The following is a 14,050-nucleotide window of genomic DNA, read 5'->3' on the forward strand; positions in this document are numbered from 1 at the left end:
ACAAAATAAGCATAAAATAATCAAAAAATGAGCATAAAATACGCAAAAATCACGCAAAAAAATTTAATGATGTTGTTGATAATCAATGACTTGCTAGGTTAGTAACGATTTTTGAAAAAACAAACAGCGTAAAAATGCCACAACTGAAACTATTTTAATAAAAAGTAAGATAAAAAATATATTATTAAAAATATGCAAATATTTTCTTCTTGCCCTGTTCCTTTTACCTTTTCCTTTAGTTAAATTGCCCAGGCCTTTATTTTCTTTCTTTTTCTACTTCCTATAAAACTTTGTGCATCTTTGTGTTTTCGTGCCTTCGTGGCAAATAAGTAAAAAATGAATAAAATTGTTCTAATAACGGGGGCAACGTCTGGCTTTGGGAAAGCCATTGCCCAAAAATTTGCTGCCGCCCACTACAACTGTATTATTACCGGCAGGCGGAAAGAAAAATTACTGGAAGTGGCCAACGAGCTAAACCAGCGATTTGGCGTAGCAATACTGCAACTTGTGTTTGACGTGCAAGACAAGAAAGCTGTTTTTGAAGCAATAGAAAGTCTGCCCGAGGAATGGAAAGCCATTGATGTATTGATCAATAACGCTGGGCTAGCCTTGGGGAGGGACAGCTTCCAAGATGCCAGCCTAGATGATTGGGAAACAATGATTGACACCAATGTGAAAGGGCTGATGTATGTAAGCAAGGCGGTAGTGCCATTGATGACAGCCCGCAAGCAAGGGCATATCATCAACCTTGGCTCTATTGCAGGCAAGGAAGCCTATAAAAACGGGAATATGTATTGTGCTACCAAAGCCGCTGTAGATATGCTAAGCAAAACCATGCGGATAGACCTGCTGCCTTTTCACATAAAAGTAACTGCCATTCACCCCGGTGCTGCGGATACAGAATTTTCTATGGTCCGCTTTAAAGGGGATGCGGAAAAAGCAAAGCAAACTTATAATGGCTACACGCCTTTACATGCCGAGGATATTGCAGGTATTGCTTTTTATTGTTCTGAGTTGCCTCCGCATGTGTGCATTAACGAATTGGTGGTTACATGCACTGCACAAGCTAATGCAACTGTATTTTATCAGGTGTAATTATTTTACAAAATGCTATAATTTGGATAGCTGACAATTTTTTACGACCTAAGGTGTAAAAACATTATCTTTTAAACTAACTAAAGTGTAAGAACTTTACCAAGGAATTGTAATATCCTAATAAGGCATCTTTGAATTTCTTTTAGCATCCTTGGCATCTTGCTTTAACTGCCTTTCTATTGCTTTTTGTTCTTCTCTTTTCTTCCTAGCCGCCTCTTTTTCCTCTTTTGTTGGCTTGGGAGGCCTGCTTAGCTCGCCAGTCCTGATGCCCTTCTTTTTGGTAGTGGTTTTTCCAGATACGGGGTCAGTTTTTTTTGTGGCAACCTTAGAAGCTTCTTTCTGATTTATATAGGTATTTAACTTTTCTGCCCCTATGGCTCCAGTAGGGCATCCCATAGGGGCACCCCCAGGCCTAAATAGCCCACAACTACACAATGTCAGCACGATTATTATAAAACAAACAATATTTTTCATGCACAATATTTTACTGCCAATAATTTACTTTTTCACTTCGTTGTAAGCTTCGAACCAACTTGCATATTTTACATAGTTGTTGGCTATCCTGTCTATCTCGCCATGTATTTTATCTTGCGATATATCTTTTACCTTTTTTGCTGGCACACCTGCATAAATGCTTCCTGCTTCTACTATCGTGCCTTCCAGCACCACTGCGCCTGCGGCAACAATGGCATTGCTGTTTACAATGCACTTGTCCATTACTATAGCACCCATCCCAATAAGAACGTTGTCTTTTATGGTGCATCCATGTACTAGGGCATTGTGGCCAATAGAAACATTGTTGCCAATAATAGTGGCGTTTTTCTGATAAGTGCAATGTATAATGGCTCCATCCTGCACATTTACTTTATTGCCTATAGTAATATTGTTTACATCCCCACGGATTACTGCATTAAACCATACGCTGCCCTCATCGCCCATTTGCACATCGCCCACAATAGTTGCGTTGGGTGCTACAAAACAGTTGTTACCAAATTGGGGCGTTTTTCCTAGCACGGTTAATATATATGCCATAAACTATACATTTTTCTGCTCACCACATAGGCACATAGAACACATAGGGAAGAAAAAGCAGAGAAAATATAGTATTTTTGCTTTGTTTTTAGCTGCTCAGGCTTAATAAGAAAAGATAGAAATAATGCAAATAATTATATTTCCTGTTTTTAAATCGCTTGGTTCTATGGGCCTATGTGGTGAGTAGTTGTTTTTTATTGAGCAACAAAGCTGCATTATTACCTAACCATTACCCCATTTGATATTTGCAGTTCTTTCCTTTTGGCAAGGTAAGCTGCCATATCTAGTGGCCCGGTAAGACCACCTTCCTTTTTATCAATAATCCAATACTGGTCTGAGCCTTTCAATTGCTGTTGCCACAAAGGGTTGTCTTCAAAAATTGCCCTGGCTTTTTCTGTTACCTTTCTATGAATAATAATATATGAAGGGTCAGAATTATAATCGATAATCTCGCCCAATATTACATCTTCAAAGCCGTCTTCTTTTGAATGTACCAATTTGGTATTGGCAGGATTTTCCTTATCTATTTCTAAATAATAATAATTGCCTAGGTTATACCTTTTTTCAGTTTTGCAACCTGCAAAAACAACAAGCAGCCATAAGCAACCCAAAACAAATGGTACTGTTTTGTTCATAGAAGCTATTTTTTTATATACATTATAAAGTTTCTGCTAAACTAAGCCATTGTTTAGAGAAATACCAATATTTGTTACTGCTCACCACTTATTTTGTCACAAAGCCTCAAAGCAGTAACAAAACTTAAAAAGCCCATTGCATCTCTGCAACAGGCTTTTTAATAATTAAATGATTTTTTCGCTCACACTGATGACGTAGGACTAAATATCAGTTGCTTCGCCATAGGCAACAGCAGTTGCTTCTTTAAATGCCTCGCTCATGGTAGGGTGAGGGTGAACGGCGTTTAATATTTCGTGGCCAGTAGTTTCCAGTTTCCTGGCAGTAACTACTTCGGCAATCATTTCGGTAACGTTTGTGCCAATCATGTGAACGCCTAGGAGTTCGCCATATTTTGCATCGTAAATTACTTTTACAAAACCATCGGTATTACCAGATGCACTTGCTTTACCGCTAGCAATGAACGGGAATTTACCCACTTTAATATCTAAGCCAGCATCTTTGGCGGCTTTTTCGGTAAGGCCAACACTAGCAATTTCAGGCGTACAATAGGTACAACCTGGGATATTGTTGTAGTCCATAGGCTCGGGCAAATGGTTTAATTTCTTTTCGTTGTAACCAATAAATTCGGCAGCATTAATGCCCTCTTTGCTGGCAACGTGCGCCAATGCCTGTCCTGGCGTGGCATCCCCAATGGCTAATATGCCTGCAACGCTGGTTTGGTAATATTTGTCCACAACTATTTTGCCTTTCTCGGTTTTGATGCCTAGTTCTTCCAAGCCAATATTTTCTATGTTGGCTACTACACCTACTGCACTAAGTACTATGTCTGCTTCTAAAGTAACATAGCTGCCATCTTGTAGCTTTACTTTGGCTTTAACGCCTTCGCCAGAAGTGTCAACGCTTTCAACAGAGGCGTTGGTCATAATGTCTATGCCTTGCTTCTTGTAGTTCTTTTCCAATTCTTTGCTAATGTCCTCATCCTCAACAGGAACAATGCGTGGCAAAAACTCCACGATGGTTACCTTAGTACCCATGCTGTTGTAGAAATAAGCAAATTCTACCCCTATGGCGCCACTGCCCACAATAATCATGCTTTTGGGTTGTGCTGGCAACACCATGGCTTCCCTATAGCCAATTACTTTTTGGCCATCAATAGGCAGGTTTGGCAATTGGCGGCCACGGCCACCTGTTGCTATTACTATGTATTTTCCTTCCACTATTTGTTTTGCCCCATCAGCAGCAGTAACTTCTATTTGCCCCTTTGCTTTTATTTTGCCGTAACCCATAATTACGTCAATCTTGTTCTTGCGCATCAGGAATTGAACGCCTTTGCTCATTTTGTCGGCAACGCCACGGCTACGCTTAATAACGCCGCCAAAATCATGGCTAACGCCAGTTGAGGTAATGCCATAATCGGCAGAATGCTTCAAGTACTCATATACCTGCGCGCTTTTCAGTAATGCTTTGGTAGGGATACAGCCCCAGTTTAAGCAAACACCACCTAGGCTTTCTTTTTCAATGATTGCTACCTTGAAGCCCAATTGGGAAGCACGTATAGCAGCAGGATAGCCACCCGGGCCGCTACCTAAAACAATTACATCGTATGCCATAAAATAACCTGTTTGATTTTTTTTTGAAAATATGGTGGCTACACCATGTATGCCCCCAAGCTAACTTTTTGCGTTTGCGAAATTAGTTGCTAAAGTCCAAACAACAAAAGGTTGTTTCTGAATATGTAGTCGTAAGTACGTTCTAATTAGTTTAATGCCAGAAAAGTAGCCAAGCCCAAATCGTAAGTGAAATTATATTTAGATGTGTTTCCCCTTTTTGAAGGTTTTGTTTAGCCACATATAACTATATTGCAGTCATTTGTTTCACAGAAAACTTACCATATATGAGTTTGGTTGAAAAACTAAAGCATTTAAAGCTGGTTCGTTCCGTCATCTACACGGTAGTGGGTGTAGTTACCTATCCTGGCCTTGCCATTATCAATAAAATATCTATTTCTGGTACTGAACATATCAAAAACCTGCCTAAAAAAAATGTATTGTTTGTAAGCAACCACCAAACTTATTTTGCCGACGTGATTATGTTTATACATATATTTTGCGCAGTAAAGTGGCGGAAAGAAAACAGGCTTGGGCTGCCTTATTATTTGCTGTTCCCTATTACTAACTTGTATTTTGTAGCTGCAGAGGAAACGATGAAAGGCAGCTGGATAAGCCGCTTGTTTATTTTGGCAGGCGCATTAACCGTAAAAAGAACTTGGCGAGCAGAAGGGCAGGAAGTAAGGCGCGGGCTAGACCCATCGGACACACGCAAAATAAAGCAAGCCTTGGAAACTAGCTGGGTCATTACTTTTCCGCAAGGCACCACAAAACCTTTTGCACCCGGCAGGAAAGGCACCGCTTATATTATTAAGAACAACCAGCCAATAGTAGTGCCAGTAGTTATCAATGGTTTTTGGCGGGCATTTACCAAAAAAGGCTTGTCATTCAAGAAAAAAGGATCCTTGCTCAGCGTACGCTTTAAAGAGCCAATGGTTATTGACTATTCCCAACCCGTAGATGAAATACTGAACCAAGTAATGGATGCAATAGAGCAAAGCAAAAAATTCATGCTGAAAGGCAAGCATCATCAGACATCAGTCGTATGTAATCAGTCGTAAGAAGTCAGTGGTCAGTGGTCAGTGGTCAGTGGTCAGTCGACTATGATATGTAATAGGAAAAGTACACAAAATAATTTACTTTGATAAACGAGTAAACGGATGCTTCCGGTAAACAAACTGGTACATTTTACAATTACGCAGATTAGGGAAGAAGCACCTTTGGTAAAGTCGTTTGTATTAAAACCAGATGTGCCTGTAAGCTACAATGCAGGCCAATTCCTCACATTTGTTTTCCATAACAATGCTGGTGAGGAAGAAAGGCGGAACTATTCCATAGCTTCCAGCCCTGTAATTGATGAACCAATAACTATTACCATAAAGCGTGTTGACAATGGCACTTATTCGCGGATGATGGTAGATAAAATGCAGGTTGGGGACACTTTGCAATCTATCGGGGCATCAGGCTTTTTTGTATTGCCAACGCATATTGCTTCTTTTCAACAACTCTTTTTTATTGCGGCTGGCAGTGGCATAGTGCCTGTTTTTAGCCTTATCAAAACAGCATTGCAGCTATATCCGCATATTTCTATTGTGTTGATTTATAGCAATTCAAGCATAGAAACGACCATTTTTTACCATGAACTAATAGAATTAAGGAAAATATTTGATGGAAGGTTAAAGATTGAATTTTTATTTAGCAATGCCAAGAATTTAAGCAGGGCAAGGCTTGGCATTGCATTGTTGGAGCAATTGGTAAGGCAGCACGCAAGCATTTCAATGCCCCATATCTTATTTTATTTATGCGGTCCATATAGGTTTATGCAAATGGCTACCATCGAGCTGCAAAGGCAGGGCGTGCCGCATGAAAACATAAAAAAAGAAGTTTTTGAAATTGTAAAGCCCAAAACAAAACCACTTCCACCAGATACAGATGCGCACAGGGTTACTATCCAACTAGCTGGGAAACAATACAATTTTGAAACACAATACCCCTCTACTATCCTTCAAACAGCAAAAATACTGGGCATCAATTTGCCTTATAGCTGCGAGAGCGGGCAGTGCGGCACTTGCGCCGCTACCTGCATTAGTGGAAAAGTATGGATGTGGCACAATGAAGTATTAATGGACAATGAGATAGCCCAAGGCAGGGTACTTACCTGCACAGGATATGCTGTGGGGGGAAACGCTTTATTGAGTTATGAGTTATAAATTAAAATGGTCCTGAAATTAATATTATTAACAACACTAAAAATTGCCCTTATCATTTACCATCAGATATCCCTTGCACAGATTTATTTTTTTATTTATAATGTGAATTCACTATAGCTTGGTGTTGAATGCTTAATTTTACCTGCTGTAATGCTTGGTTATTTTTCCATTTTCCTTTCTTAACATTATAATAATTGAATAAATACCATGCTTGAAAAAGAAAGGCTGCTTGCTGTTCAGGAATATTTAAAAATAGATTTTACTAAACATGCTGGATTCCAGGATATTGTAGATTTAGCGTCTGAATTATGTGAAAAACCTATTGCTTTAATTACACTGCTGGGTGAAAGCATCAACTGGCTAAAGGTAAGGACAGGAGTAGATGTAGAAGCGATGCCAAGGGAAACCTCCTTTTGCCAATATGGGATACAGCAGAATGATTTGTCTATAGTACCAGACGCTACTAAAGATGCAAGGTTTGCCAATAACCCTTTAGTAAAATCCAACCCGCATTTAAGGTTTTATGCCGGGGCCCCACTCATTCTTTCTAATGGGCTAAGGCTGGGTACCTTATGCCTTTTCGACTTAAAGCCAAGCAACCTTACACCATTGCAACAGAAATCGTTAACAGTGCTTTCCCGCCAAGTAACAACGTTGATGGAACTTGAGATGAGCGAAAAGAAACTGCTCCAGCAACTGGACGAGACTGACGCAAAAAATGAATCATTGAGTAAAATTGCCCAGCTCCAGTCTCATCAAATCAGGCAGCCCTTAACCAATATCATGGGGCTGGTTAATTTAATTAAATATAAGCAGTTTCAGGTAGATGATGCCTGGGTAAAAATGTTCATAGAAGCTACAAATAGTTTTGACAACACGATAAAATCTATCGTGTCGGAAAGTATTGGGGTGAAAGACTTAAAAGCCATCCATTTCAGCAGGATAGTTGAAGAAATTGAAGATTACGCCATTTTAATGCTAGACGAAAGCGGCTATATTGAAAATTGGAACAAAGGTTCGGAAAAGATGAAAGGGTATAAAGCTAAAGAAATAATTGGCAAGAATTTTAGCATATTTTATACCAGAGAAGACAGGGAAAATGGAAAATCATCTTTTTTGATTGAGAAAGCTAAAACAACAGGGAATGCCCAGGATGAAGGCTGGCGTGTACGCAAGGATGGGTCTACTTTTTGGGCAAGGGTAACAATAACAGCAATAAAAGGTTATGATGGCGAAGTAATTGGCTTCACAAAAATTACCAGGGATTTGACAGCCTTAAAAAATGCCAATGACTCTATCGTGTTTCTCAAGAACGATTTGAGCAATCAAACTTTTGCAAACAAGCCATTGTAAAATTTTTTTATTTTTATGACACTCACCTCATTACAAGGAATACAAAAAATACATTTAATAGGCGTTGCGGGCACAGGCATGAGCGCCATTGCGCAATACCTTGCAGGCAGCTATAAAATCATCACTGGCAGCGACCGCTATTTCCACCTTTCAGAAAAAAACGAAACACAGGAAAAACTAGAAGCCGAAGGCATAGCCTGTTTTGTGCAAGACAGTAGCGGCATTGATAAAGAAACCCAACTCGTTGTTATTTCCACTGCCATTGAGGAAAGCAATGCGGAGATACAAAAAGCCAAGAGTTTGAACATCCCAATCATTAAAAGGGCCGAACTGCTCAGCTTGATACTGCAAGAAAAAAGAGGCATAGCCATTGGCGGCACTAGTGGCAAAAGCACCACCACCGCCATGCTGTTTGATATTTTAGAATATGCTGGTTTGCAGCCAGGCATCATCAGCGGTGCAGGGTTGGTACGCTTGCAGGAGCAAGGCAAAATAGGCAATGCCCAAGTGGGCAAAGGCGATTTTTTGGTAATAGAAGCTGATGAAAGCGATGGCTCTATCATCAACTACCACCCAGAAATTGGGATATTGCTAAACATCGACAAAGACCATAAGGAAATAAGCGAATTGCTACCCTTGTTTCAAACATTTAAAGCCAATAGCCAAGTATTTATTGTGAATGCTTCGCATGAATTGGCTGCCACTTTTTCCCAAGATAAAAAACAGGATTTTTCTAGTGATGCAACGATAGAGGCTGGCTACATAGCAGATAATTTTCAGCAGCAGGGTTTAGAAATACAGTTTACTATTAACGATGTACCATTTACATTGCACGCCATTGGCAAACACAATATGGAAAATGTGCTGGCAGCAGTTTGCGTTGCCAACCAACTGGGGGTAAGCCTAGCTACTTGCAGCGAAGCCATTACTGCATACAAGGGAATTTATCGCCGCAATCAGGTGTTAGGCAAGAAGGGGGGCATTTGGGTGATAGACGATTATGCCCACAACCCAGCTAAGGTAGCGGCTGCTATATTGGGCGTTCAACCATTGGCAGAAAAAGTAATTGCCTGGTTCCAGCCACATGGGTATGGCCCTACCCGCTTTTTACGGACAGATTTTGTAGAAGCCATTGCCGCAGCCCTAAGACCGCAAGACGAGATTTGGATGAGCGAGATATTCTACGCTGGCGGCACTGCCGTGAAAGACATCAGTGCCAACGACTTGATACAAGACATAAGAGCACTTGGCAAGCAAGCTTTTTTTGTTGATAATAGGGATGATTTGCTAGCTGACCTAGAAACTCATTTTACAGACAATTGCGTATTACTGCTTATGGGTGCAAGAGACCCAAGCTTGGATATTTTTGCAAAGGGAGTGTTTGCGGGGTTGGGATAATTTTGTAAATATCTTAAATAACCCTTTTTTAATACCTTTCCCTCATGGATATTAGTATCAACACACCGGCACTATTGTTCCCAGCCATCAGCTTGGTGATGCTGGCCTATACCAACCGTTTCCTAGCCTTGTCAAGCAGGGTAAGGTCGTTGCATGAATTGTATATAAAGCACGATAATAAACACATTATCCATGGGCAGATAAAAAACCTGCGCTACCGCTTGAAGTTAATCAGGAATATGCAGATGCTAGGCGTGCTGGCTTTTTTGTGCAGTATACTTTGCATGTACATGATTTACGCTGGTTACATGCTGATTGCCAATTGGATTTTTGCTGGTGGGATGCTTTCTTTTGCGGCATCGCTTTGCGTGTCTTTAATGGAAATAAACCTTAGCAACAAAGCCATAGAGCTAGAGCTTAGCGACATGGAAGGCCTTGAAGACCCGTCTGTATTACAATACATCAAAAAGAAATTCGATAGGGAGTAATCGTTTTCACTACATAGACTTTATGCGAAGAATTAAACGACGATTTCAACTGGTTGATTTTTTGTTTTTCGGTGGTTTATTTTTTTTGCTATTTCCCTTTTCCCCCTTTAACTCATTGATATTCAGTTTTTTATATTTTTAAAGCCTCATTTTTTATTATAATTTAAGTGAATTTTATGATAGTTTATTGATACTGGATTGATAGTTTTATGATAAGAAACTGATAATTTATTGATAAGAAACAGATAAGATTTTGATGGTGAATTATCATTTTCCTAAGCCAATTAACATCCGATGCAAGAGGCAAGGCCAAGATGCCACTAGTTGCTACTACTCAAGTATTTTTTCACCACATAGACACATAGTACACACAGATTTAAGCGAGTAAAAGAAAAAAACATAGTTTTTAACCTATTTTAAATTTCATTATATGACTATAAAAACTAAAAAGGCAAGCAAAATACTATGTTTAGTCTCTTTTCTTTTTTTCTTACCTATGTGGTGAGTAGTAACTCCAAGTTTACTGTAAAATTCGCATAGATAGGCATATAGCCCAAAATAAAAATCCTATATGGGGGGAATATGCCCCCATTAGCATCCCAAAATTCCCCCATATAGGATGCTTGCTTAGCAGCAAACAAAAGGGATTGACTATTGCAGGAATAAATATTTCGTACTTCTGCCAAATTGAAAACAATAAAAGCGAAATTCTGAAATGCACCCACTACGTCTTTCATAAAATAAATTTATCAATTCCTTAGCCACCAAAACCAAAATCCCTTATCTTCCGCACACAAACCGCCTCCCATCATGAAATTTATTTTAAAAACCTTGGTTTCATCTATCGGCGTACTTATTGCGTCTTATTTGTTAGACGGCATAAGTATAGACAGCACGCTTACCGCCGTATTTGTAGCTGCCGTGCTAGGTCTGCTCAACAATTTTATCAAGCCTATATTGATAGTGCTTACCATCCCCATTACCATTTTAACCTTTGGGCTATTCCTACTGGTTATTAATGTGTTGATTGTAAAATGGGCTTCAGACATAGTACCCGGATTTAAAGTAAGTGGCTGGTTTTCAGCATTGCTTTTCAGCTTGATTGTTTCTTTTGTTACCTCGCTTATAGAAGGTGCTATTAGGGATAATGCGGAGTAGTAGGCAAAATGGCAAGGATGCAAAGGGGAGAATAAAAAACTTAAACTCAGGTTTTCGTAATGTTAAACTACATAGGGTTTTGAACGCTATATAGTTTATACCTCGGCTAACGAATAAAATATTTTTCCCCACTACTGTAACTTTTACTCCTTTCCTGCGTACCAATACATATAAAGCAACATTTTTTACCTGTTTATGACCGAGAGACAATACAACCAATGTGTGAACGAGTATGCAGACAATGTGTACAGGTTCATCGTGAAAAACTTGCGGCATGAGGAGGACGCAAGGGATGTAGTGCAAACAGCCTTTGAAAAGCTGTGGCGGAACAGGGAGCAGGTAGAAAATGAAAAATGCAAGAGTTATTTGTTTACAGTGGCCTACAACCAAATGATAGACCATATCCGCAAGAACAAGCGTATAAGCTTAAAAGAAGATTTTGAAGACGAATCAAGGGCGGTGCACCAATCGTCGGGCAAGGAAACAAAAAAAGTGCTAATGGAAGCATTGAATAGGCTGAATGAAACACAAAGAAGCTTAGTAATGCTGAAAGACTATGAAGGGTATAGCTACGAAGAGATAAGCAAAATAATGGGGCTGAACGAAACACAGGTAAAGGTTTACCTGCACAGGGCGAGGTTGACCCTGCGGAATTATTTGGTAAGCCCCGATCATGTTTTGATGGAAGGTGGCGTAGGGGTTTAATCCACACCCCAGCCCCTAAAGGGGTGGAAGAAAGGAACAGGCATGGTAATTGGAAACATAAGGAATATAAACTTTAACCGGTTTAGTTTAAAAGTATCTTGGTAATACAATGAACATAAACATCAATAGTGATAATTACGAGGAATATTTCCTGCTGTATATAGACGGTGAGCTGCCTGCTAGCCAAAAAGCCATGGTAGAGGCATTTATAGCAAATCACCCAGCGTTGCGCAAAGAACTTGAATTGCTTCAAGGGGCTGTTTTGATGCCTAACGAAGAAGCGCTATCTTTTGACAAAAGCCTTCTTTTTAAAAACATTAATACATCTAACAATATCAATAGCCAAAATAGTGAAGAACAATTTTTGCTATATATTGACAATGAATTAAACGAAAAAGACAAAAAGGAAGTAGAAAAATTTTTATTGCAGCACCCTGCCGCCCAGGACTCCTTTGCCTTGCTGAAACAAACCAAGCTTGAACCAATAGCAATCCCACATCCCAATAAAAAGGAATTGTATAAAAAAGAAAGAAAGGTGGTTTATATGCAGTGGATGCGTGTAGCTGTGGCAGCAGTATTGGTTGGGCTAGGCTTTGTTTTATTTTCAGATTTGACAAACAACAACAAAAATAATCTTCCACCTTTGCATGTGGTATCATCCGAAAAAGTAGATAATGGCAGCAAGCCAACACTTTCACCTGAAAATACAGAAGCAGCACCTATTATTATTAAAAAGGATATTGGCGGATATGGCGTAAGCGCAGTTAATACTACCCGCAAGCAGCCATTAGCTGATGACGTTACAGAAACGGGTATAGAAAATGCAAATTTTTGGGAAGATGTGAAGTTGAAACGGAAGTATGTTGATAATAATGCACGTTCATCTGCCTCAAATCAGCATAACAAAACTGCGCCTGTTGTTTACGACAAATTGCCCATAAAAGATACAGATGCTTTTGTGTCGGACAGGACGCCGATGAAAGCTGGCAATAATACGATGACAGCAGCGAATCAAAATGCCTCGTATGCCAGCGGCAATGATGGAAATAATAAAAATAACCCAGCAATAATCAACAATAGCTTATCGCAAGCCACTGTGTATAAAGAATTGAATACCGATGATGACGACAGGAACATTAATGTAGGCAATATACAAATAGACAAAGACAAGCTAAGGGGCTTTCTAAGAAAAGCATCAAAGGTTTTGGGAGGCAATCATAAATAACATTTAGCATGAAAAGAATATATATGGCAGTGGTGCTGCTATTGATAGCTATATCGGGATTTTCGCAAACGGATACCACACAAAAAGAGGGGAATATAGATACCATAAAAGTGGGCAATTTTATTATTATAAAAAAGAATAAGCCGGGTAGCGGCTCTTCTAATGACAATGAGAAGCATGATAATAAGCATGTTACCGTAAATATTAATTTTTCTAATGGCGATAAAAACAAAAAGCCAAGTAGGATAAGCACCAACTGGTTGATATTTGACCTTGGCTTTGCTAATTATCAAGACAAGACCAACTATACCGCAGCCTTAGCAAAAGGGTATATTGATAGCAAGAGGCCTGTTGGCTCCAATTCGTTGGAATTGAATGGTGGCAAATCGTCCAACGTGAACATTTGGTTTTTTATGCAAAAGCTAGATGTTGCCAAAAAAGTAATTAACCTGAAATATGGGCTGGGCTTAGAAATGTACAACTTTCGGTTTGCAAACAATGTTAGCTACCGCAATGGGCCTGTGCCAACCATATTTACCGATTCTGTTAATTTTTCAAAAGATAAATTATATGCAAGCTACCTTACCATTCCATTGATGGTGAATATAAATACAAAGCCGTGCAGCAACAAAGCATTTAGTTTTAGTGCAGGCGTTAGCGCAGGGTATTTAATAGGCAGCCGCAACAAGCAAATAAGCAACGAGCGAGGCAAGCAAAAATTCAATGGTCCTTTTCAGCTAAACCCTTTCCGGTTAGCAGCTATTGGTGAAATTGGTGTAGGGTCGGTACGTTTGTATGGCAGCTACAGCCTAAATACATTGCACAAAGAAAGCACTGGCTTGGAGCAATATCCTTTTGCGATAGGCGTAAGGTTTAGTAAATGGTAAGTTTAATTAGGAATTAAGAACATAAAAGAATCTACATACTCATAATTCATAACTTATAATACATCATTCATAACTCTTTTGGTTTTCTCATGTTGTTTTAGAAACGCCTCTTTTCCAAGAGGCGTTTATTTTTTTAGGATATATACAGTAATTAAAACCTATAAGGTAGGCTGCACAGAATAGGCTTTAAAGACTTCGTACAGTTTTAAGCGAAGGTTTAACCACAAAGAACACAAAGTTTTTCGCAAAGAAGCAC

General features: G+C 39.4%; 15 protein-coding genes. 10 read left to right on the forward strand and 5 right to left on the reverse strand.

Annotation, left to right across the window (positions count from 1 at the left end; all coding sequences use genetic code 11):
• Positions 1 to 336 precede the first annotated feature (336 nt).
• Complete coding sequence (locus ACHFIY_RS01805; RefSeq protein WP_410844332.1) at positions 337 to 1,095, forward strand: SDR family NAD(P)-dependent oxidoreductase; 759 nt, start codon at positions 337 to 339, stop codon at positions 1,093 to 1,095.
• Positions 1,096 to 1,212: 117 nt separating this feature from the next.
• On the opposite strand, the gene ACHFIY_RS01810 is transcribed toward ACHFIY_RS01805, so the two are convergent.
• The 4 genes from ACHFIY_RS01810 to lpdA form a co-directional block, all read right to left on the reverse strand.
• Positions 1,213 to 1,569, reverse strand: a complete 357-nt coding sequence (locus ACHFIY_RS01810; RefSeq protein ID WP_410844333.1) for a hypothetical protein — start codon at positions 1,567 to 1,569, stop codon at positions 1,213 to 1,215.
• A 24-nt stretch (positions 1,570 to 1,593) separates the two neighbouring features.
• The gene (locus ACHFIY_RS01815) at positions 1,594 to 2,127 is read right to left on the reverse strand and encodes a gamma carbonic anhydrase family protein (RefSeq protein ID WP_410844334.1); all 534 of its coding nucleotides are present in this window, start codon (positions 2,125 to 2,127) and stop codon (positions 1,594 to 1,596) included.
• A 218-nt stretch (positions 2,128 to 2,345) separates the two neighbouring features.
• Positions 2,346 to 2,762 carry a DUF3997 domain-containing protein gene (locus tag ACHFIY_RS01820; protein WP_410844335.1) on the reverse strand — a complete coding sequence of 139 codons (417 nt, stop codon included), beginning with the start codon at positions 2,760 to 2,762 and terminating at the stop codon, positions 2,346 to 2,348.
• Positions 2,763 to 2,963: 201 nt separating this feature from the next.
• Positions 2,964 to 4,373, reverse strand: a complete 1,410-nt coding sequence (gene lpdA / locus ACHFIY_RS01825; protein WP_410844336.1) for a dihydrolipoyl dehydrogenase — start codon at positions 4,371 to 4,373, stop codon at positions 2,964 to 2,966.
• A gap of 284 nt (positions 4,374 to 4,657) precedes the next feature.
• Between lpdA and ACHFIY_RS01830 the strand changes: the two genes are divergently transcribed.
• The 5 genes from ACHFIY_RS01830 to ACHFIY_RS01850 all read left to right on the forward strand — a co-directional run bounded on the left by ACHFIY_RS01830 (position 4,658) and on the right by ACHFIY_RS01850 (position 9,819).
• On the forward strand, positions 4,658 to 5,431 hold the full coding sequence (locus ACHFIY_RS01830; protein ID WP_410844337.1) for a lysophospholipid acyltransferase family protein: 774 nt from the start codon (positions 4,658 to 4,660) through the stop codon (positions 5,429 to 5,431).
• A gap of 99 nt (positions 5,432 to 5,530) precedes the next feature.
• The gene (locus tag ACHFIY_RS01835) at positions 5,531 to 6,580 is read left to right on the forward strand and encodes a flavin reductase family protein (protein ID WP_410844338.1); all 1,050 of its coding nucleotides are present in this window, start codon (positions 5,531 to 5,533) and stop codon (positions 6,578 to 6,580) included.
• Between the two features lie 207 nt (positions 6,581 to 6,787).
• A complete protein-coding gene (locus ACHFIY_RS01840) occupies positions 6,788 to 7,933 on the forward strand; it encodes a PAS domain S-box protein (RefSeq protein ID WP_410844339.1) in 1,146 nt (381 codons plus the stop codon).
• Between the two features lie 15 nt (positions 7,934 to 7,948).
• Complete coding sequence (locus ACHFIY_RS01845) at positions 7,949 to 9,331, forward strand: UDP-N-acetylmuramate--L-alanine ligase (protein ID WP_410844340.1); 1,383 nt, start codon at positions 7,949 to 7,951, stop codon at positions 9,329 to 9,331.
• Between the two features lie 44 nt (positions 9,332 to 9,375).
• Positions 9,376 to 9,819, forward strand: a complete 444-nt coding sequence (locus ACHFIY_RS01850) for a DUF2721 domain-containing protein (RefSeq protein WP_410844341.1) — start codon at positions 9,376 to 9,378, stop codon at positions 9,817 to 9,819.
• Between the two features lie 494 nt (positions 9,820 to 10,313).
• On the opposite strand, the gene ACHFIY_RS01855 is transcribed toward ACHFIY_RS01850, so the two are convergent.
• Positions 10,314 to 10,556, reverse strand: coding sequence for a hypothetical protein (locus tag ACHFIY_RS01855; protein WP_410844342.1), 243 nt, complete (start codon positions 10,554 to 10,556; stop codon positions 10,314 to 10,316).
• A 73-nt stretch (positions 10,557 to 10,629) separates the two neighbouring features.
• Here ACHFIY_RS01855 and ACHFIY_RS01860 point away from each other — a divergent pair, with 73 nt between their 5' ends.
• From ACHFIY_RS01860 to ACHFIY_RS01875, 4 genes are all read left to right on the forward strand, one after another.
• On the forward strand, positions 10,630 to 10,977 hold the full coding sequence (locus tag ACHFIY_RS01860) for a phage holin family protein (protein ID WP_410844343.1): 348 nt from the start codon (positions 10,630 to 10,632) through the stop codon (positions 10,975 to 10,977).
• A 195-nt stretch (positions 10,978 to 11,172) separates the two neighbouring features.
• Positions 11,173 to 11,682, forward strand: coding sequence for an RNA polymerase sigma factor (locus tag ACHFIY_RS01865; protein ID WP_410844344.1), 510 nt, complete (start codon positions 11,173 to 11,175; stop codon positions 11,680 to 11,682).
• Positions 11,683 to 11,791: 109 nt separating this feature from the next.
• Positions 11,792 to 12,907: an anti-sigma factor family protein gene (locus tag ACHFIY_RS01870; protein WP_410844345.1), complete on the forward strand. Its 1,116-nt coding sequence runs from the start codon at positions 11,792 to 11,794 to the stop codon at positions 12,905 to 12,907.
• A gap of 8 nt (positions 12,908 to 12,915) precedes the next feature.
• A complete protein-coding gene (locus ACHFIY_RS01875; RefSeq protein ID WP_410844346.1) occupies positions 12,916 to 13,794 on the forward strand; it encodes an outer membrane beta-barrel protein in 879 nt (292 codons plus the stop codon).
• Positions 13,795 to 14,050: the final 256 nt, after the last annotated feature.

Origin of the sequence: Parasediminibacterium schistidii (assembly GCF_046546515.1) — a bacterium.
Classification (GTDB): domain Bacteria; phylum Bacteroidota; class Bacteroidia; order Chitinophagales; family Chitinophagaceae; genus Parasediminibacterium.

Coding starts and splice junctions, on each gene's coding strand:
- ACHFIY_RS01860 (WP_410844343.1), top strand. CDS start 10,630: ATGAAATTTATTTTAAAAACCTTGGTTTCATCTATCGGCGTACTTATT.
- ACHFIY_RS01835 (WP_410844338.1), top strand. CDS start 5,531: ATGCTTCCGGTAAACAAACTGGTACATTTTACAATTACGCAGATTAGG.
- ACHFIY_RS01820 (WP_410844335.1), bottom strand. CDS start 2,762: ATGAACAAAACAGTACCATTTGTTTTGGGTTGCTTATGGCTGCTTGTT.
- ACHFIY_RS01840 (WP_410844339.1), top strand. CDS start 6,788: ATGCTTGAAAAAGAAAGGCTGCTTGCTGTTCAGGAATATTTAAAAATA.
- ACHFIY_RS01855 (WP_410844342.1), bottom strand. CDS start 10,556: ATGAAAGACGTAGTGGGTGCATTTCAGAATTTCGCTTTTATTGTTTTC.
- ACHFIY_RS01845 (WP_410844340.1), top strand. CDS start 7,949: ATGACACTCACCTCATTACAAGGAATACAAAAAATACATTTAATAGGC.
- ACHFIY_RS01815 (WP_410844334.1), bottom strand. CDS start 2,127: ATGGCATATATATTAACCGTGCTAGGAAAAACGCCCCAATTTGGTAAC.
- ACHFIY_RS01830 (WP_410844337.1), top strand. CDS start 4,658: ATGAGTTTGGTTGAAAAACTAAAGCATTTAAAGCTGGTTCGTTCCGTC.
- ACHFIY_RS01870 (WP_410844345.1), top strand. CDS start 11,792: ATGAACATAAACATCAATAGTGATAATTACGAGGAATATTTCCTGCTG.
- lpdA (WP_410844336.1), bottom strand. CDS start 4,373: ATGGCATACGATGTAATTGTTTTAGGTAGCGGCCCGGGTGGCTATCCT.
- ACHFIY_RS01810 (WP_410844333.1), bottom strand. CDS start 1,569: ATGAAAAATATTGTTTGTTTTATAATAATCGTGCTGACATTGTGTAGT.
- ACHFIY_RS01850 (WP_410844341.1), top strand. CDS start 9,376: ATGGATATTAGTATCAACACACCGGCACTATTGTTCCCAGCCATCAGC.
- ACHFIY_RS01875 (WP_410844346.1), top strand. CDS start 12,916: ATGAAAAGAATATATATGGCAGTGGTGCTGCTATTGATAGCTATATCG.
- ACHFIY_RS01805 (WP_410844332.1), top strand. CDS start 337: ATGAATAAAATTGTTCTAATAACGGGGGCAACGTCTGGCTTTGGGAAA.
- ACHFIY_RS01865 (WP_410844344.1), top strand. CDS start 11,173: ATGACCGAGAGACAATACAACCAATGTGTGAACGAGTATGCAGACAAT.